Origin of the sequence: Brachybacterium sp. 107 (genome assembly GCF_052379725.1) — a bacterium.
Taxonomy (GTDB): domain Bacteria; phylum Actinomycetota; class Actinomycetes; order Actinomycetales; family Dermabacteraceae; genus Brachybacterium.
The window spans coordinates 192,064-207,685 of record NZ_JBQSYW010000007.1; the positions used below are offsets into that span (position 1 = coordinate 192,064).

Here is a 15,622-nt window from a genome sequence, read left to right on the forward strand (position 1 = left end):
CTCACTTCCGGCAAGTGGACGTGGGCGTCCACTACGTTCGGACAGTACCGCACCGAGCGCATGTCAGGAGAACAGATGATGCAGGCAGTGACCATCCAGGAGTACGGCGACCCGAGCGGGATGATCGTGCAGGAGGTCCCCGATCCCGTCCCCGCAGCGCACCAGGTCGAGATCGCCGTGGACGCGGCAGGCGTGGGCGGGGTCGATGCCGTCATCCGACGAGGCATGATCGGCGGATTCCCCCGAGGGCTCATCCCAGGCAGCGAGGTGGCCGGGACCGTCGTCTCCGTCGGCGGCGACGTCGACCCGTCCTGGGTGGGCCGCCGCGTCTGGGCCTTCGTGGGGACCGGAGGCGGGTATGCGGAGCGCGCGGTCGCCGCGCTCGACGACGTCACCGAGCTCCCCGCCGGGCTCTCGATGATCGACGCCGTCGCCCTCGGCGGCGCGGCCACCGTCGCCCGCTTCGCCCTGGCGCACGCCCACTTCGCACCCGGTGAACGGGTGCTCATCCGGGGAGCGGCCGGCAGTATCGGGATCGCCGCGATCGAGCTCGCGGTGCGAGGTGGCGCTGCCGCGGTGGCCGTGACGACCTCCTCGGCGGATCGGGGCAGCCGGCTCCGGGACCTCGGCGCGACCCACGTGCTGGACCGGCTCGGCACGGGGAACTCGGAGGCACCCGACGACTACGACGTCATCCTCGATATCGTCGGCGGCTCCGGGCTCCCGGCGTTCCTGGATCGGCTCGCCGCCAACGGGCGGCTGGTGCTCGTCGGCGCCGTCGCAGGGTTCCCGCCCGCGGACTTCGGGGAGCGCCTCCTCACCTCGTTCCAGACGTCCCGCTCGTTCTCGACCTTCAGCCTGGACTCGGTCCCGGTGGCGCAGCGGAACACCGAGCGAGCGGAGCTGCTCGCGGCCGCGGTGCGCGGCGAGCTCACCGCGGTGATCCACGACGTGATGCCTCGCCAGGAGGCGGCGCAGGCCCATCGCGCGATGGACGCCGGCACGGTGTTCGGGCGCATCGTGCTGGCCGATCCCGGGCAGCGCGGCGAGTGACGGCAGGCCACGAGCGCGGAGCAGGAGCGCGGGGAGAGGAGAATCGGCTCGAGCGATGGACCGGCGGCGAGACCGGTACCGAGATTCGAGGAGGAGTCATGGCCGACTACAGGGACTGGCAGGCACCGACCCCACCGCGCGGCCTGGTGGTCCTGCTCCCGGGTGCGGCATACACGTGCCAGATGCCCCTGCTCCACTTCGCGGCTCTGGCCGCGATCAGTCATGGCTGGAATGTCCGCGCGGTCGCCTGGACCCCGGCGGAGCACTGGGGTACGGAGCAGATCGGGTTCGAGCTGGCGGCGGCGATCGGCGACCACGAGGGACCGATCCGGGTGATCGGGAAGTCGCTCGGCACCCTCGCCGCACCGTATGCGGCCGAGCATCGGATCGATGCGGTCTGGCTGACCCCGCTCGTGAGGCTGCCGGCCGTAGCCCGAGCGATCACGGCGCATCCGGGACGGCAGCTGCTCATCGCCGGGACCGATGACGCCGACACCTGGGACGGTGGGATCGCCGCGGGGCTAGGCGCCGAGGTGCTCGAGATCCCCGGTGCGGATCACGGCCTGCAGGTCGCGGACCCGGTGCGCACGGCTGAGATCCACGTCGAGGTGGTGCGAGCGATCGACAGCTGGTTCGGCGAGGAACGGTAGGCGCGCTGCGAGCAGCGCGGTCGCGGCCCGAGCGCGCCAAGAGACCGCCGTGTGGCCTCTACGGTGCGTACGAGCGGCGGGCGCGAAGGGCCCGGCACGCCCCGAGCTGCCAGGTGCCGACATCGCATCGCAGGTCGGAACTGTTCCCCGTCGCCACCACGGTGCCATCGGAGAGCAGCCCGAGGGAGTGCTCGGAGCCGGACGCGATCGCCACGACATCGCTCCAGCCCTTGACATCGCATTGGCCGGCGCTGTCGTCCCCGACGGCGCGCACCGTCCCGTCCTCGAGCAGCGTCAGGGTGTGATGGCTGCCCGCTGCGATGGCAGTGACGCCGCGCAGCTGATCCACTTCGCACGCACCCGAGGCCGTCTCTCCGGTGGCGAGGACCGTGCCGTCGCCCCGGAGGCCGACGGTGTGCAGGGACCCGGCGGAGATGTCGACGAGATGCCGCCAATCCTCGACGAGGCACTGGCCGCGCTGGGTGCTGCCGGTGGCGACGGCCGTCCCATCGCTGCGCACACCGACCGTGTGCCAGTCCCCGCAGGCGAGCGCGACGATGTCGCGCCAGGCGCTGACGTCCCCTTGGCCCTCCGAGGTCCGTCCGGCGGCCACTACGGTGCCGTCCTCCCGACGCCCGAGCGTCGATCTCCACCCCGTCGCGATATCGGTGATGTCCGTCCACTCGGAGACCTCGGTCTGGCCCGAGCCGTTCCACCCGGTCGCGACGACGGTTCCATCAGCCCGGAGGCCGACGGTGTGCGATCGGCCCGTGTTGCGGGCGGTGTGCACGTTCCCTGCGGCGACGGCGACGATCTCCGTCCAGTCCTCCACCGCGCATTCACCTGCGAGGGTGCTGCCCGTGGCCAGGGCTGTGCCGTCGACCCGGCACGCGACGGAGTGCCGCCGACCAGCTGCGATCACGGACATGGCTGCCTCCGATCTCTGCTCGGGAGCTCGATCGTACGGCCGCCCGAGCCAGGTCGCACGGCGGGCCGAAGGTCGGGGATCCAGGACCCAGGACCCGATGTCGAGGACCGAGGTGCCGTCGTGCGAGCGCAGGGACCGGCCCCGCTCAGCTCTCCGGCGTCAGGGTGCGGGTGTACTGCACGTCGCCGTTGGCGTCGATCAGCTCGACGGTGAACGACTCGCCCTGTGGGGCGATCTCGACCCGGCCGAAGAACTGGCCGGTGCCGTCGCGCGGGGAGCCCATCGCGGGGCCGGCCTTCTGGAAGTCGACCTCGGGTCCGAAGGTGCCGTCCATCTCGTTGGGACCGAAGGACCCGGAGTTGATCGGTCCGGCCACGAACTCCCAGAACGGGTTGAAGTCCGTGAAGGCTGCCCGCTCGGGGGAGTAGTGGTGGGCGGCGCAGTAGTGGACGTCGCCGGTCAGGAACACGATGTTCTTCGTCTTCTGCGTCTTGATCCCCGAGAGCAGGCGGGCCAGCTCGAGCTCGCGGCCCAGCGGAGCGCCGTTCTCCGCGTTGGAGATCGACTCCTGCCCCTTCCCGTCGGGGACCACGATGCCGAGCGGAAGGTCGGCGAGGATCACCTTCCAGGTCGCCTGCGATCTGCGCAGCCCCTTCAGCAGCCACTGCAGCTGCTCCTCGCCGAGCATCGAGGTCTCGTGCTGCTCCAGGCCGTCGGTGTTCTCGCTCTTGTCCGTGCGCATGTCCAGCACGAACACGTCCAGGTCGGGGCCGCGCTCGATGAGTCGGTAGATCCGCTCCGGCTCGAAGCCGGTGCCGGGGGAGAGCGAACGGACGTCGGCGATCGGCTGGTACTCCTGCCAGGCGCGTCGGCCCCGGGCGGCGAGGGTGTTCACGTCGCGCACCGTGTACTTCTCGTCCTCGAGGATCTCGCCGGCCCACCAGTTGTTGGTGGTCTCGTGGTCGTCCCAGGTGGCGATGACCGGGACCTCGGCGTACATCGCGCGGATGTTGTCGTCCAGGAGGTTGTAGCTGTGGCGGCCCCGGAACTCCGTGAGGGTCTCCGCGACCTTCGAGACCTCCTCGGTGACGAGGTTGCGCCAGATCGCGCCGTCGGGCTCCTCGAGCGTCTCCGCGATCGGACCGTCGGCATAGATGGTGTCGCCGGCGTGGAGGAAGAAGTCCGGGGCGACGGCGCGCATCGCCTCGTAGCCGAACATGCCTCCGACGTCAGGGTTGATGCCGTAGCCCTGGCCCGCGGTGTCGGCCGTCCACACGAAGGTCTGTGCGCCGTCGGAGCGGTGACCCGGCGCGGTGCTGAAGCGGCCGGAGCCGACCTCGCCGCGGTGCCCGTTCTCGTCCTCGAAGAACAGCTCGGTCTCGAAGGTCGTGCCGGCCGGAAGCTGCTTCGCGCTGATCCGTGCGGTGAAGTCGGTCTCCGCGGTGGCCCACGGGCCGCGCAGCGAGATCGGTCGGCCGTCCGCGCCGGTGCCCTTCCCGCGTCGGCTGCGGCCGGCGGTGAGGCGCTTGCCGTCGGCGTCCAGGGCGTGGAGCACGGCATGGAGCCGCCCCTCGCCCGAGGCGCGGGACCACAGCACCGCGGAGCTCGAGGTGACGTCCCCGGTCTGGAGGCCGGAGGGGAGCGTCAGCCGCGACGACCCGGGACGGGCGGGCGCGGCGGTGGCGGCACCGGCCACGGGGAGCGTGGTGGCGAGCGCCGCTGCGGCGGCTCCTCGCAGCAGGGTCCGACGGTTCGGGGCGGTGAAGCTGTCCATCGCGCCAGTGAACTCCGTCGTCGTGACGGGCACATGTCCTCGGCGTGAATGACTGGGGGAGAGCTCCGGGTCCGCCGGGCGATTGAGGTCAGGACCGTTCGGCCGACGGGAGCGCGAGCATGGCGGCCGCGACCTCGCCTGCCGCGGGGTCGGGGATCGCGGTGGACGCTCGCTCGAGGACCAGCAGCTGCGCGCCGGGGGTCTCGCGGGAGAGCGCCTCCCCGTTGCCGAGCGGGAAGAACGGATCGCAGCGTCCGTGCACCACGAGCGTCGGGATCCTCAGCTCGGGCAGCCGCTCGCGCCATCGGGGCGAGCAGTCGAGCCGGGAGAAGACCATCCCGAGCTGATCCGACTGGTGGCGCGCCGGATCGGTGCTCCCCGTGCGGTCGTGGATGCGCAGCGCGGTGGCGCGGGCCGCTGAGGGGTCGTTCCCGAGGATCTCGGCGCCGGTGGCGGCGAACTCTGCGACGGCGGCACGATCGGACCAGTCGGGAGCCAGGCGCGAGAAGGCACGCTCCATCGTGGACGCCTCGTGGTCGGGCAGGTCCTCGTCGACCGGACCGGGAGCGACCGGACGCGTGCCGACGAGCGTGAGAGCGCTGAACGCCTCGGGATGGTCCAGCGCCGCCACCTGGGCGACCATCCCGCCCACGCCGATGCCCGCCAGCTGCGCCGGACGCGCGTCGAGACCCTGCGCGAGCGCGGCGGCATCCGCGGCCAGGTCCCGCAGGAAGACAGGATCGGGTCCCACGACGCGAACATCGGCCGCAGTCCCAAGGCCAGGACGTCGCGTGCGTCCATCGCTACGATGACCGCATGAGCCACAGCTCCGACACCGATCCGTCCGACGCAGGCGCGAAGGAGCTCGCCCGCCAGCGGCAGGAGCAGATGAGCAGATTCTTCGTCGCGTTCGCCGTCGTGGAAGGGCTCCTGCTCGCCGGGAGCGTGATCGCCATCTACGTGCTCGAACTGATCGATCCTGCTCTGGGTATCTGGGTGCTTCTCGGCATCGCCGTGATCGGCGGAACCGTTCTCAGCAGCTGCATCCTCAGTGCGAACCGTCGCTCTCAGCGCGAGCTGGACAAGCCCGACCTGAGCTGAACGATGACCTGGATCGCACGCCCGGACCACCCCGCCCCCGAGGACGTAGCCCGCCTGCTCGCCACCGTGCCGGAATGGTTCGGCAGGCCGGAATCGAACGCGGAGTACGTCGACGCCGCACGCACCATGGAGACCTGGACCGTCCGCGACGACGCCGGCACCGTGGTGGGCGTGACCCTGATCGACCGGCACTTCCCGCACGTCGCCGAGGTGCACCTGATCGTGGTGGATCGTGCCGTCCACGGCACCGGCGTCGGGACCGCGATGGTCGCTGCCTGCGAGGCCGACGCCCTCGCCCGTGGGGTGCGACTGCTGGAGGTGAAGACGCTCGGGGCCTCGGATCCCGACCCCGCTTACGCCCGTACCCGGCATTTCTACGAGAAGCAGGGTTTCCTGGCCTTGGAGGAGACGGAGCTGTGGGGTGAAAACACCCCGTGCCTGATCATGGTCAAACCGCTTCCGGCCGGGGACCGAGCTGCCCTAGCCTGAGGTGATGGCACGAGGAGCAAATGATCTGAACAGCGTGGTCTCCGCGTTGGTGCCGACTCTCTCCAGGAGCCTGGCCGAGGAGTTCAACGTCTTCCGGGTGATGCATCACGGCACCCACGAGAAGCAGCTTTCCAATGTGTTCGCCTGGCTGCTCACCACCGACGGCACGCATGAGCTCGGAGAAGCGTTCCAGCGAATCTTCCTCGAGCGGGTCAATGCGGGATTCTCACCGCAGGGCGCGCTGCCCGCGGACGGATACCGCGTCGTCCAGGAGGTGAACACCTATGGGGGCGACGGCACAGACGACGAGTTCTCCATGGACATTGCCGACATCCTCCTGGTCCAGCAGGAGGCCGCTGTCATCGTCGAGAACTATGGAACCTCCGACGGGCATGGTCATGACTACCATCGCTACCTCGCCCATGCCACGGCGGAAGGTCGCCGTTCGGCGGTGGTGCTCCTGTGCCATCGGAGGGAGGCACATCTCTTGCGCGACGGCTGGGAGCAATCGGTCGTCGTGACCTACGGCGAGGTCCTGGAAGACCTGCGCGACCATGTCGCGCAGGATCCGTCGTGGCGTCGGCGGCATCCCGAGCAGAATTTCTTCATCGAGCAGATGATCGATCACTTCGTGGAAGGGCAGTCAGCTGTGAATCTCGAGGATCAGATCTCGTTCATCAGGACCATGTGCGAGACCGGCGAATCGGCCCGCTATGGATATCGTCCCCGGGACCGAGCGACCCAGGAGTTCGCAGTTCTCGTCGCCGAGCATGCGAAGCGCCAGCTTCAGGACAGTCGCAAGACCCTGACCGCTGTGAAGACAGCCCTACGGAACTATTCCCGGACGACGCTGGCGGACCAGGTCAACGATCTGACGGAGCGGGGGCGGATCGAGAAGGTCGTGACCCGGTTCGTCGGGCAGTGGGAGTGGTGCGTGGAGCTGCAGCGCGGTGAAGGCCGACGGACAATCTTCGTGGTGTTCGGGCCGACCGCCGTCGTGGAGATCGATCGAGCTACGGAGATGGTCCCTGCCCCGGACTACACGTGCGCGTTCGTGACGCATGCAGCTTCAGACGGCCAGGGCATCGGTCGGATCGTGCAGACGGATGTAGGTCTCGTCGAGATCATCGCCGGGCTGTCCCCGGACGATGTCCGTCTTCGAGATGCCGTGCTCGAGGTGATGGACTTTGCCTGATCTGGCGTTCGTCACGGTCGGTCGGAGCGAGACCTCACTCGCCTGATCGAGGCGTCGGGCGCAGCTCACGACCCGCAGCGTCGGCCGCCTGCCTGCGATCGGCGCCGGTCACGCGGACACGCAGGACGAATGTCCTGGTCAGCTCCGTACAGTCGGCTCTGCCGTCGGCCGCGCCACCTCCGTAGCGTCGAAGACAGCCATCGATGGACGATGGATCCTTCGCACTCACGGAGCACCTCATGTCGAACGTTCCTCGGATTCCCCAGACCACGCCGACGGGCGGCCCCACCGCGCCGCCCTCATCCTCACCGCCAGCATCGGCACGAGGAATCCGGTTGCGCATCGTCGTCGCCGCTGTCGCCACCGCGGTGGCCGGGGCCCTGCTGATCTGGACCGTCGCGGTTCCGCTGGGGGGTATCGACCTCGAGGTGGCCGCTGCCGGCCAGAGGGTCGGCCCCGCCTCGATCCTGGGAGCGGTCCTGATCGGCGGGGCGGCCGCCTGGCTGCTGCTGGCCCTTGCGCTCCGCTTCCCGTACGGCCGGACGGTCTGGACCGGCGTGGCGGTCGCGGTCCTCGTCCTCTCCCTGACGGGCCCGGTGCTCTCCGGCGCCGCCGGGACCGTGCTCGCGGTCCTGGAGCTGATGCACCTCGTCGTCGGCCTCGCGCTGATCCTCGGACTGCGCCGAAGCAGCGTGCCGGTGGTCGGTGCCGGGCGTACTGTGACCGCGGAGGCCTCATGAACACCCTCGCCCGCCCCGCGCCACCGTCGCCTGCCCAGTGCGATGACCGGCCCCTGCCATGGGTCGCGCGCCGTCCGGCTCCCGGGTATGCGCTCCTGTGGCTGCCGCTGCTGGTGCTGGCCCCGATCGTGACCGCCCTCCAGCACGGACACGTGGGCCAGCTGCTGATGCTGCTCCTCCTCGCGGCGCTGCACGTCGCGACAGTGCTGGTGCGATACCGTCCCGCGTCCCGTCAGCATGCGGACCTGCGCACCGAGATGCTGGTCGCCGCCACCACCGTGGTGGTCATCGGCTATCAGGTCCTGTGGAACGAGCACCAGGTGTTCCTCTATCCGCTGCTGGCCCTCGGCATGGCCGTGGGGCTGCGGCGTCGCCTGGCGATGGGGTTCGTCGGCGGCCTCGCCGTCAGCGGCGCCGTCGCCGCCGGGTTCACCACCGACTCCCTCGCCGATGCGCTGGTCTTCGCCGTCGTCACGTACATGGCCGGCCTCAGCGCCTACCTGATCGACCGGTTCCTGGAGACCGCCGCGCAGCTGAGCGCCACCCGCGAGCAGCTCGCTCGCACGGCGGTGCTCCAGGAGCGCGAGCGGTTCTCCCGTGACCTCCACGACCTGCTCGGGCATACCCTGTCCCTGATCGTCGTGAAGGCTGAAGCAGTGCGTCGATTCGTCCCGACGGATCCCGATGCGGCCGCCGAGCATGCCCGCAGCATCGAGGAGATCGGCCGCAGCGCCCTCGGCGAGGTGCGCCAGGCGGTGGTCGGCTATCGGGAGACCACGCTCACCGATGAGCTCGAGGCCGCTCAGAAGGCTCTGGACGACGCCGGGATGCAGATCGACATCGAGGTCCTCGCCGAGGCCGGTGCGCTGCCGAGGTCCGTGGACCGTCTGTTCGCGTGGGTGGTGCGCGAGGGGATCACCAACATCCTGCGCCACGCCCGAGCTCGGCGCTGCCGGATCCTCGTGGAGACCGGCGGGGGAGAGGCCACCCTCGAGATCACCGACGACGGCGGCGCGGTCACCGCCTCGATCCGCCCGGGCTCCGGGCTGACCGGCCTGCGGGAACGAGCCGAAGCGCTGGGCGGCGTGCTCGTCGCGGACCGGGAGGCCGACGGCTTCCGGCTCGGGGTGAGCGTGCCGACGCACGAGGAGGGGAGAGCATGACCGACGAGGGCGCCGACCGCACGAACGAGCGCAGGGCCGAGCCGGGGAGCGCCGGGTCGCGGATCACCGTGGTGATCGCGGAGGACCAGACTATGATGCGCTCCGCGCTGGCGGGACTGCTCGGGCTGGAGCCCGATCTCGTGGTGATCGGGGACGTGGGGCGCGGCGACGAGGTGGTCGGCGCCGTCGCCGCGCACCACCCGGATGTGCTGATCCTGGATATCGAGCTGCCGGGCCGCAGCGGCCTCGACGTCATCCCGGATGTGCTGCGGGCGGATCCTGGCACCGCGGTCATCATCGTCACCACGTTCGGCCGTGCCGGATACCTGCGCCGCGCCATGGATGCCGGTGCCCGTGGGTTCCTCGTCAAGGACGACCCGGTCGAGGACCTGGCCACCGCGGTCCGACAGGTGGCGGCCGGCGGCACCGTCGTCGATCCCGCCTTGGCCGCCCAGGCGCTCGCCGCCGGTCCGAGTCCGTTGACACGGCGGGAGCAGGAGGTGCTCGCCGCCTCCGACGGCGGAGCGCCGATCGCGGAGATGGCCGCTGCCCTCCACCTCTCCACGAGCACGGTGCGAAACTACCTCTCCAGCGCGATCGGGAAGACGGGTACCCGCAACCGGGCCGAAGCGCTGCGCACCGCCCGCGACGAGGGCTGGCTGTGACGACTGACGGACGACCGGCGACCGACGACGCCCGCGGTGGGCCCCGAGGTGAACGGTCGGTCGGCTTCCGGGACTGCACGGAAGGCTGTTGGTACGGTCGGGAGCCCCAGCACCGCTGGGAACCGAGCATCACCCGCAGGGGTCACGATGCTCACCACGTCGAGGAGGTTCTGATGTTCCGCTGGCTCTTCCGTGCTCGCCGGGTGCAGGGCGACGTGAATGCCGCCCGACAGGGTCCGGAGGCGGTGGGTAAGCGCGTCGGCCGACGTTCTGCGCACCGGCTTCTCAGCCGTCTCCTGCGCTGACCCGCTGAGAGGCGGTGCATCTGAGGGAGCGCCCGATGGGGAGCTTCCGGTGTGCGTTTCGGGTGGTGAGCTTCGGCTCTAAGTCCTGAACTGGCGCTCGGCGCAGTCTAAGCTCGTTCGTCGATGGTCCCTGATGCGCCGAACAGCCCCGATACCCCGATCGAGAATGCACCTGATCGGGGACGGATGCTCCCCCGGAATCGGGGATGGCTGGACACGATCACCTCGATCCCGGCACTGATCGTCGGCTCCGTGCTCATGATCCTCATCGCCGCAGGTCCCATGCAGCACATGGACCTGCTGCTGGCCCGGCGCTGGCTCTACCACATCGAGCCGGACCTCCTGTGGTTCGCCCAGAACGTCCTGGACCGAGTCGCCGGCCAGGCCGTCTGCCTGCCCATCCTGATCGTGGTCGCCGTGGTGCTCGCCCGTCGGCGAGGATCCTGGCGCCCGATCCAGGTCGCTGTGCTCGCCGAACTGGCCTTCCTCCTCGGCGTCGGTGTGCTGAAACTGATCTTCGCCCGACCCGTGACCTACTCGCGCGATCCGAACTTCTTCGACGGCGGCTACCTGGACATGGGGGCCAAGGGGATCAGCTTCCCGTCGGGGCATGCCTCCGAGGCCGTGCTCATCTACGGCACGGTCGTCTACCTGATCACGCACTACAGCTCGGCGAGTCCGCGACTGCTGCGGCTGCTGCGCTGGGGCGTCGTGGTGATCAGCGTGAACTCCGTGGTCGTCTCGTTCCTGCTGGGCTGGCACTGGGCCAGCGACCTCCTGGGGGGTCTCATGATCGGCGGGCTGTACCTGCGGATCATCACCCAGTGGGACGAGCGCATGCGCGCGCGGAACGGGATGGCGGCGTCCCGCGCGGACTGATCTGCCTCGTCCTTGCCGCTCCCCCGGCCGCGGCTGGCCCCGCAGTCCTGCACGGCGCTGATGCTGGTCACGCTTATCATCGCGCTGCGCTTCGTGAACCCGACGCAGCTCGTGGCGCGGGTGCGCACCGAGGACGAGTGAAGGCGGAGGCGGGGCACGTCACTCCGAGACCGGAGGGCGAGCGGCAACGGCCACCTCGTCGGCGCGGCGCAGGGCCTCCCGCAGCGCCGACCGGTCGTCGTCCTCCCAGGGGCCGGAGCAGGCGAGCGGGATGTGTGTCAGGTACCGGCGCTCCGCCTCCGGGATCCGCGCCACCAGGAGCGCCTGGTCCCGCTCCGCGGTGGCATACAGGTTCGGCCCGTCGGCGTAGTACGGATCGGTGAGCACGAGCTGCCCGGCGAGGGTGCGCATCACGTTGGACGGGTTGGTGTCCAGCGGGCCGCACCAGGGCAGCTCCCGGCGTGCGTCCGCATGGATCTCGCCGACGATCGCCGCGAGCGCCGAGAACTCCGTCGTCGGGACTGCGCATCGAGCCAGGAGCTCGTGGGCCTCGGACTCGTCCACGGGGGCAAGTCGTTCCAGCAGCTGCAGGTCGCCGCCGCCGGCGAGACGGCGGTGGGCATGCAGGGCGGGCACCTGGCCGGTGGAAGAGGCCTCGCGGTACAGCCGGGCCGTGTATGGCCCCACCGGATCGAAAGGACTGATCCGCACCACGAGATCCGCCGTCGGCGACGCAAGGGCGATGGCCCAGTCGCCGGCGCCGCAGGGGCCCCAGCCCGCCTCGCGGAAGCGGGACTCGGCGTCCTCGTGGGTGGCGTCGGCTCCGAGGGATCCGAGCAGGTCGAGGGCGGGGGAGTGGTCCATACGCGCGACACTACGCACGCCCGCCCCCGCCCTCCAGTTGTTTTCCGGCGGGCTCAGCCCTCGGGGATCGCTTCGCTCATCGCACTGATCTGGAAGGTCGCCCCGCACGGGTCCTCGATCGTCGCGATCCGGCCGAAGGGCGAGTCGGTCGGGCCATCCAGGACCTTCCCGCCCAGCTCGACGACCTTCGCCAGCGCCGCCTCGGAGGCCTCGACCCCGAAGTAGAGGCGCCAGCCGGTCGCCTCCGCCGGCATCGCGCCGGTCGCGTCGCACAGACCCCAGCTGGCGGAGTCACCGGGACCGTTGGTCGCGTACCGGAAGGAGTCGTCGTCCATCGGCTCGCCCATCGGCACCAGGTTCGCCTCGAACACGGCGGTGTAGAACGCGACGGCCTTGTCGTACTCGTGCGTCATCAGCTCGAACCAGACCGGGGAGCCGGGCGCGCCGGTGAACTCGTAGCCCTCGATCGCCCCGGCCTGCCACAGTCCGATGGTCGCGCCGGTCGCATCGAGCACGATGGACATGGCACCGGCTTCGCTGATGGCGTCCGGGGGGACCACCACGGTGCCGCCGTTCTCGGTGACCTTCGCGGTACGGGACCTCGCGTCGTCGACGGCGAGGTAGATGCCCCATTCGGAGGGCAGGGTCCGGCCATCGGGAGTGGTCATCCCGGTGACGTCCATGATCCCGCCCACGAGGGCGCCGCCGTTGCGGATCAGGTGATAGTGGTTGAAGCTCTCGCCGAGATCCTCGAACTCCCAGCCGAACAGGCCGGAGTAGAAGGTCTTCGCGGCGGCGAGATCGGTGACGCTGAGATCTGCCCAGGTGCTGGTGCCGGTGGTGCGAGTCATGTCTCCTCCTGGAGTGATGGGCCCGGGCTTGTTCGCTGCCGGAGCCGTGGTGTGGTCCCTACGCTAGGCAGGTTCGGTGAGGGATGATTGTCCGATCCTGCGCATCTGGTTCGTGACTCCTGTTCGAGGGTGCCGTCCCCTGGTTCTGCACGGAGATCACCTGGTGCACAGGCTCGGCAGAGCGCTGAGCAGCGGCGGGCGGGTCGATGCCGGGACCGAGAAGTCGAGCGTCACGCAGGTGGGCTGCGTGATCGGGACGGGATGCACGGCGACCATCGGGGCCGACGGCACCAGCTGGTCCAGTGCGTCGGCCTGACTCGGCACGGCGAAGCCCAACAGGAACGTCGCACCAGGGCACAGGGGCAGCTGGACCGTCGGCGTGCCGGAGATCAGCAGACCCGAACGGGGCAGCCCGATCGGTGCCGGATGCGCGTACCAGCCCACCCAGATCGACGCGTCCCCCCGCGGGCTGAACCCCGGCGGCAGAGCGATGTCCGCCTGGACCAGGCCCGAGCCGGGCTGCAACAGGGCGAAGGGCCGCGGGGGCTTGTCACTGATGTGGTGGGCGAGGCGGCGCAGCTGCGCGGGCGGCACCCCGACCGTCATGCGGAACCGCCGCGTGAAGCTCGAGAGGGAGTCGAAGCCGACGGCGGCGCCCACCTCGACCACCGCATCGTCGCCGCTCAGCAGCAGACGCTTGGCGGCGTCGATGCGCAGGGCGATGAGGTACTGCCCCGGACCGATCCCGGTGTGCTTCGCAAAGATCCGGGAGAAGTGGAAGGGGCTGTACCCGACGTGATCGGCGAGGTCGGCGACGTGGAGGTCGGTGGGCCGTTCCTGGGCGAGGGCCAGCGCGGAGGCGATCATCGTCGCCGCAGGGTCCGCTGTGAGGGAGGTCACGAGGATGAGTGTACGGAGCGGCTCACTCGACGCCAGGGCGTCGGCGGTTCTGCTTCGTCTCGGCACGACGCCGCTTGCCCTCCAGCCGTCGCCTCCTCGAGCCCCGCGTCGGCTTCGTGGGCCGACGGACGATGGGTGGGGCGACCGCCTCGCGCAGCAGCGCGGCCAGACGCTCCCGGGCGGCGACCCGGTTGCGCCGCTGAGCACGGTGCTCCTCGGCGCTGATCGTGAGCACCGTGCCCGCGAGGCGGGGCGTCAACGCCTCGAGCACCCGGGCGCGCTGATCGTCGTCGAGCGCTGTCGTGGTGGCCAGGTCCAGGCTCAGCTGCACCTTCGAATCGGCGGTGTTCACGCCCTGCCCGCCCGGTCCCGAGGCATGGGAGAACTGTTCGGTCAGCTCCCCGGCGGGCACCCGCAGGCCACGCGGAGCCCCGGGGCCGGGGGTCACCGTCAGATCATCCATGCTCCGAGTGTGCCGCACCGGGTGGGGTCGGGCCGACGGTGTCCTCCGGGGTCGACGGTGTCCTTCGGGGCCGACGCGGAGCTGTCAGGCGGGTCCTGGCGAGGTGGAGTCGCCCGGGCCCTCTCCGCACTCCTCGCGCAGCCGCGGCTCCACCCGGCGCTTCGGATGCTGGCCGGCCTTGTCCGCGTAGAACGCGCGGATCCGGTCCATGTCGCCGGGGATGTCGCCGGTCAGGTCGAGGGTGGGGCCGAGGCCCGTGGTCATCGTGGTGCGGTCCACGTACCCCAGCGTCACCGGCATCCCGGTGGCGCGGGCGATCCGGTAGAAGCCCGACTTCCACCGGGTGTTGCCGCTGCGGGTGCCGTCCGGGGTGACGACCAGGCAGAACGACTCCCCGGCGTGCAGGCGTCGGACCACCTCGTCGACCACGCGGCTCGGGTCGGAGCGGTCCACGGGGATGCCGCCGAGGGCACGCATGATCGGCTCGCGCCAGCCCGTGAACAAGGTGTGCTTGCCGAGCCAGCGCAGATCGATGCCCAGCTTCCAGCCGATCGCGAGCATGAACACGAAGTCCCAGTTCGAGGTGTGCGGCGCACCGACGATCACGGACGGACGGGAGGGCGCCGGTTCGGAGGCCAGCCGCCAACGGCTGATCGTCCAGAACGCGCGCGCTGCGAGTCGACGGAGCATCCGCCCAATGTAAGCCACGGACGCCAGTGATCCTGGGCGGTCGGTGTTCTTCGCGGTCCGCCGGGGTGGGAGCCGTCCGATCGCGGAAGGTCGCGGGGCCCGCGTCGGGCCTCAGCCGTCACCGGATCCTGCGGCCTGGTCATCGGTGCTCGGCCAGGCGTTCGGTCGGCATCCACCGAGGTCGATGCTCTGCTGCAGCATGACCGGTGCCGTGAGACCCTCACCGCCGCACGTCTCATGGTCATGGCCGAGGAAGTGCCCCACCTCGTGGTTGATCATGTACGCGCGGTACTCGGCGGTGTCGGAGAAGGTCGGGGTCCGGTGCAGCCAGCGGTCCGAGTTCAGCACCACGTCCTGCCCGACCCGGCAGCTCCACCGACCATTCGTGTGCGCAGGCAGGCACAGCTCGTCGACCGTCGGCGGGGAAGCGATAGAGATCGTGAACTCCGCCGTGGCCGGATCCTCCACCTGTGCGAACGCGACCTCGTCCACGCTGCGCCAACCGCGTGCGTCGTCGAGGACCGAGGCGATCTCCTGGGCCACCTCATCGGCGTCGAGATCGATCCCGCCCTCGACCCGCACGGCATAGGTGTGCGTCGTCGGGTCCTCGGGATCGTCGCTGTCAGCGTCGACGTCGTCGGTGTCCAGGTCGGGAAGCGAGAACGTCCAGGTGCCCGTCCCGACGGTGTCAGTGCGCACGATCTCCTGATCGTCCTCGTCCTGGTTCCCGTCGTCGTCCTTGTCCTTGTCCTCGTTCCCGTCGTCGGCTCCCTCGTCGACCGCGCGGGTCTGCTCTGCCACGAGGGACTCGGCGGCGCTGTCCGTGCGCGCTGCATCGGCGGCGAGCGCACGGATGCCGGCGGCCACCGCGACGAGCAGCAGCACGATCACGATCAGCACCAGGGCGGATAG

The 15,622-nt window shown here is 70.4% G+C and carries 19 protein-coding genes; 10 read left to right on the forward strand and 9 right to left on the reverse strand.

What is annotated here, in order from left to right:
* Nucleotides 1–75 precede the first annotated feature (75 nt).
* Nucleotides 76–1,053: a zinc-binding dehydrogenase gene (locus tag ACT3UL_RS10365; RefSeq protein WP_443350957.1), complete on the forward strand. Its 978-nt coding sequence runs from the start codon at nucleotides 76–78 to the stop codon at nucleotides 1,051–1,053.
* Nucleotides 1,054–1,151: 98 nt separating this feature from the next.
* Nucleotides 1,152–1,703, forward strand: a complete 552-nt coding sequence (locus ACT3UL_RS10370) for a hypothetical protein (protein ID WP_443412496.1) — start codon at nucleotides 1,152–1,154, stop codon at nucleotides 1,701–1,703.
* Nucleotides 1,704–1,761: 58 nt separating this feature from the next.
* On the opposite strand, the gene ACT3UL_RS10375 is transcribed toward ACT3UL_RS10370, so the two are convergent.
* The 3 genes from ACT3UL_RS10375 to ACT3UL_RS10385 all read right to left on the reverse strand — a co-directional run bounded on the left by ACT3UL_RS10375 (nucleotide 1,762) and on the right by ACT3UL_RS10385 (nucleotide 5,156).
* Nucleotides 1,762–2,631 carry an RCC1 domain-containing protein gene (locus ACT3UL_RS10375; RefSeq protein WP_443344704.1) on the reverse strand — a complete coding sequence of 290 codons (870 nt, stop codon included), beginning with the start codon at nucleotides 2,629–2,631 and terminating at the stop codon, nucleotides 1,762–1,764.
* Nucleotides 2,632–2,776: 145 nt separating this feature from the next.
* Nucleotides 2,777–4,405, reverse strand: a complete 1,629-nt coding sequence (locus ACT3UL_RS10380) for an alkaline phosphatase D family protein (RefSeq protein WP_443412497.1) — start codon at nucleotides 4,403–4,405, stop codon at nucleotides 2,777–2,779.
* An 88-nt stretch (nucleotides 4,406–4,493) separates the two neighbouring features.
* Nucleotides 4,494–5,156 (reverse strand): alpha/beta fold hydrolase, encoded by a 663-nt coding sequence (locus ACT3UL_RS10385; protein WP_444578158.1) that lies wholly within the window; start codon nucleotides 5,154–5,156, stop codon nucleotides 4,494–4,496.
* A gap of 65 nt (nucleotides 5,157–5,221) precedes the next feature.
* On the opposite strand from ACT3UL_RS10385, the gene ACT3UL_RS10390 reads away from it, so the two are divergent.
* From ACT3UL_RS10390 to ACT3UL_RS10425, 8 genes are all read left to right on the forward strand, one after another.
* Complete coding sequence (locus ACT3UL_RS10390; RefSeq protein WP_444578159.1) at nucleotides 5,222–5,506, forward strand: hypothetical protein; 285 nt, start codon at nucleotides 5,222–5,224, stop codon at nucleotides 5,504–5,506.
* Nucleotides 5,507–5,509: 3 nt separating this feature from the next.
* Nucleotides 5,510–5,995, forward strand: a complete 486-nt coding sequence (locus tag ACT3UL_RS10395; RefSeq protein WP_444578160.1) for a GNAT family N-acetyltransferase — start codon at nucleotides 5,510–5,512, stop codon at nucleotides 5,993–5,995.
* A gap of 4 nt (nucleotides 5,996–5,999) precedes the next feature.
* Complete coding sequence (locus ACT3UL_RS10400; protein ID WP_444578161.1) at nucleotides 6,000–7,190, forward strand: PD-(D/E)XK nuclease family protein; 1,191 nt, start codon at nucleotides 6,000–6,002, stop codon at nucleotides 7,188–7,190.
* A gap of 335 nt (nucleotides 7,191–7,525) precedes the next feature.
* Entirely contained in the window at nucleotides 7,526–7,930 is a 405-nt protein-coding gene (locus tag ACT3UL_RS10405; RefSeq protein WP_444578162.1) for a DUF6069 family protein, read from the forward strand.
* Entirely contained in the window at nucleotides 7,927–9,093 is a 1,167-nt protein-coding gene (locus ACT3UL_RS10410) for a sensor histidine kinase (protein WP_444578163.1), read from the forward strand. The genes ACT3UL_RS10405 and ACT3UL_RS10410 overlap by 4 nt, the downstream gene beginning before the upstream one ends.
* Entirely contained in the window at nucleotides 9,090–9,758 is a 669-nt protein-coding gene (locus ACT3UL_RS10415) for a response regulator transcription factor (protein ID WP_444578164.1), read from the forward strand. The genes ACT3UL_RS10410 and ACT3UL_RS10415 overlap by 4 nt, the downstream gene beginning before the upstream one ends.
* A gap of 491 nt (nucleotides 9,759–10,249) precedes the next feature.
* Nucleotides 10,250–10,942 carry a phosphatase PAP2 family protein gene (locus tag ACT3UL_RS10420; protein ID WP_444578165.1) on the forward strand — a complete coding sequence of 231 codons (693 nt, stop codon included), beginning with the start codon at nucleotides 10,250–10,252 and terminating at the stop codon, nucleotides 10,940–10,942.
* 12 nt (nucleotides 10,943–10,954) lie between these two features.
* Nucleotides 10,955–11,083, forward strand: coding sequence for a hypothetical protein (locus ACT3UL_RS10425; RefSeq protein WP_444578166.1), 129 nt, complete (start codon nucleotides 10,955–10,957; stop codon nucleotides 11,081–11,083).
* 18 nt (nucleotides 11,084–11,101) lie between these two features.
* Here the strand turns inward: ACT3UL_RS10425 and ACT3UL_RS10430 are convergent, their stop codons facing one another.
* The 6 genes from ACT3UL_RS10430 to ACT3UL_RS10455 form a co-directional block, all read right to left on the reverse strand.
* Nucleotides 11,102–11,806 (reverse strand): hypothetical protein, encoded by a 705-nt coding sequence (locus ACT3UL_RS10430; protein WP_444578167.1) that lies wholly within the window; start codon nucleotides 11,804–11,806, stop codon nucleotides 11,102–11,104.
* A 53-nt stretch (nucleotides 11,807–11,859) separates the two neighbouring features.
* Nucleotides 11,860–12,657 carry a VOC family protein gene (locus ACT3UL_RS10435; RefSeq protein ID WP_444578168.1) on the reverse strand — a complete coding sequence of 266 codons (798 nt, stop codon included), beginning with the start codon at nucleotides 12,655–12,657 and terminating at the stop codon, nucleotides 11,860–11,862.
* A gap of 156 nt (nucleotides 12,658–12,813) precedes the next feature.
* Nucleotides 12,814–13,557, reverse strand: a complete 744-nt coding sequence (locus tag ACT3UL_RS10440) for a helix-turn-helix transcriptional regulator (protein ID WP_444578169.1) — start codon at nucleotides 13,555–13,557, stop codon at nucleotides 12,814–12,816.
* A gap of 22 nt (nucleotides 13,558–13,579) precedes the next feature.
* Nucleotides 13,580–14,020, reverse strand: coding sequence for an alternative ribosome rescue aminoacyl-tRNA hydrolase ArfB (gene arfB / locus ACT3UL_RS10445; protein ID WP_444578170.1), 441 nt, complete (start codon nucleotides 14,018–14,020; stop codon nucleotides 13,580–13,582).
* A gap of 84 nt (nucleotides 14,021–14,104) precedes the next feature.
* Nucleotides 14,105–14,710: a 1-acyl-sn-glycerol-3-phosphate acyltransferase gene (locus ACT3UL_RS10450; protein WP_444578171.1), complete on the reverse strand. Its 606-nt coding sequence runs from the start codon at nucleotides 14,708–14,710 to the stop codon at nucleotides 14,105–14,107.
* A 111-nt stretch (nucleotides 14,711–14,821) separates the two neighbouring features.
* Nucleotides 14,822–15,622: DUF3152 domain-containing protein (locus tag ACT3UL_RS10455; protein WP_444578172.1), on the reverse strand; the 801-nt coding region annotated here is incomplete at its 5' end.

What these genes read in the sequence shown, in the direction of transcription:
- ACT3UL_RS10365 (WP_443350957.1), top strand. Translation starts at nt 76, where the DNA reads ATGATGCAGGCAGTGACCATCCAGGAGTACGGCGACCCGAGCGGGATG.
- ACT3UL_RS10370 (WP_443412496.1), top strand. Translation starts at nt 1,152, where the DNA reads ATGGCCGACTACAGGGACTGGCAGGCACCGACCCCACCGCGCGGCCTG.
- ACT3UL_RS10375 (WP_443344704.1), bottom strand. Translation starts at nt 2,631, where the DNA reads ATGTCCGTGATCGCAGCTGGTCGGCGGCACTCCGTCGCGTGCCGGGTC.
- ACT3UL_RS10380 (WP_443412497.1), bottom strand. Translation starts at nt 4,405, where the DNA reads ATGGACAGCTTCACCGCCCCGAACCGTCGGACCCTGCTGCGAGGAGCC.
- ACT3UL_RS10390 (WP_444578159.1), top strand. Translation starts at nt 5,222, where the DNA reads ATGAGCCACAGCTCCGACACCGATCCGTCCGACGCAGGCGCGAAGGAG.
- ACT3UL_RS10395 (WP_444578160.1), top strand. Translation starts at nt 5,510, where the DNA reads ATGACCTGGATCGCACGCCCGGACCACCCCGCCCCCGAGGACGTAGCC.
- ACT3UL_RS10400 (WP_444578161.1), top strand. Translation starts at nt 6,000, where the DNA reads ATGGCACGAGGAGCAAATGATCTGAACAGCGTGGTCTCCGCGTTGGTG.
- ACT3UL_RS10410 (WP_444578163.1), top strand. Translation starts at nt 7,927, where the DNA reads ATGAACACCCTCGCCCGCCCCGCGCCACCGTCGCCTGCCCAGTGCGAT.
- ACT3UL_RS10415 (WP_444578164.1), top strand. Translation starts at nt 9,090, where the DNA reads ATGACCGACGAGGGCGCCGACCGCACGAACGAGCGCAGGGCCGAGCCG.
- ACT3UL_RS10420 (WP_444578165.1), top strand. Translation starts at nt 10,250, where the DNA reads ATGCTCCCCCGGAATCGGGGATGGCTGGACACGATCACCTCGATCCCG.
- ACT3UL_RS10430 (WP_444578167.1), bottom strand. Translation starts at nt 11,806, where the DNA reads ATGGACCACTCCCCCGCCCTCGACCTGCTCGGATCCCTCGGAGCCGAC.
- ACT3UL_RS10435 (WP_444578168.1), bottom strand. Translation starts at nt 12,657, where the DNA reads ATGACTCGCACCACCGGCACCAGCACCTGGGCAGATCTCAGCGTCACC.
- arfB (WP_444578170.1), bottom strand. Translation starts at nt 14,020, where the DNA reads ATGGATGATCTGACGGTGACCCCCGGCCCCGGGGCTCCGCGTGGCCTG.
- ACT3UL_RS10450 (WP_444578171.1), bottom strand. Translation starts at nt 14,710, where the DNA reads ATGCTCCGTCGACTCGCAGCGCGCGCGTTCTGGACGATCAGCCGTTGG.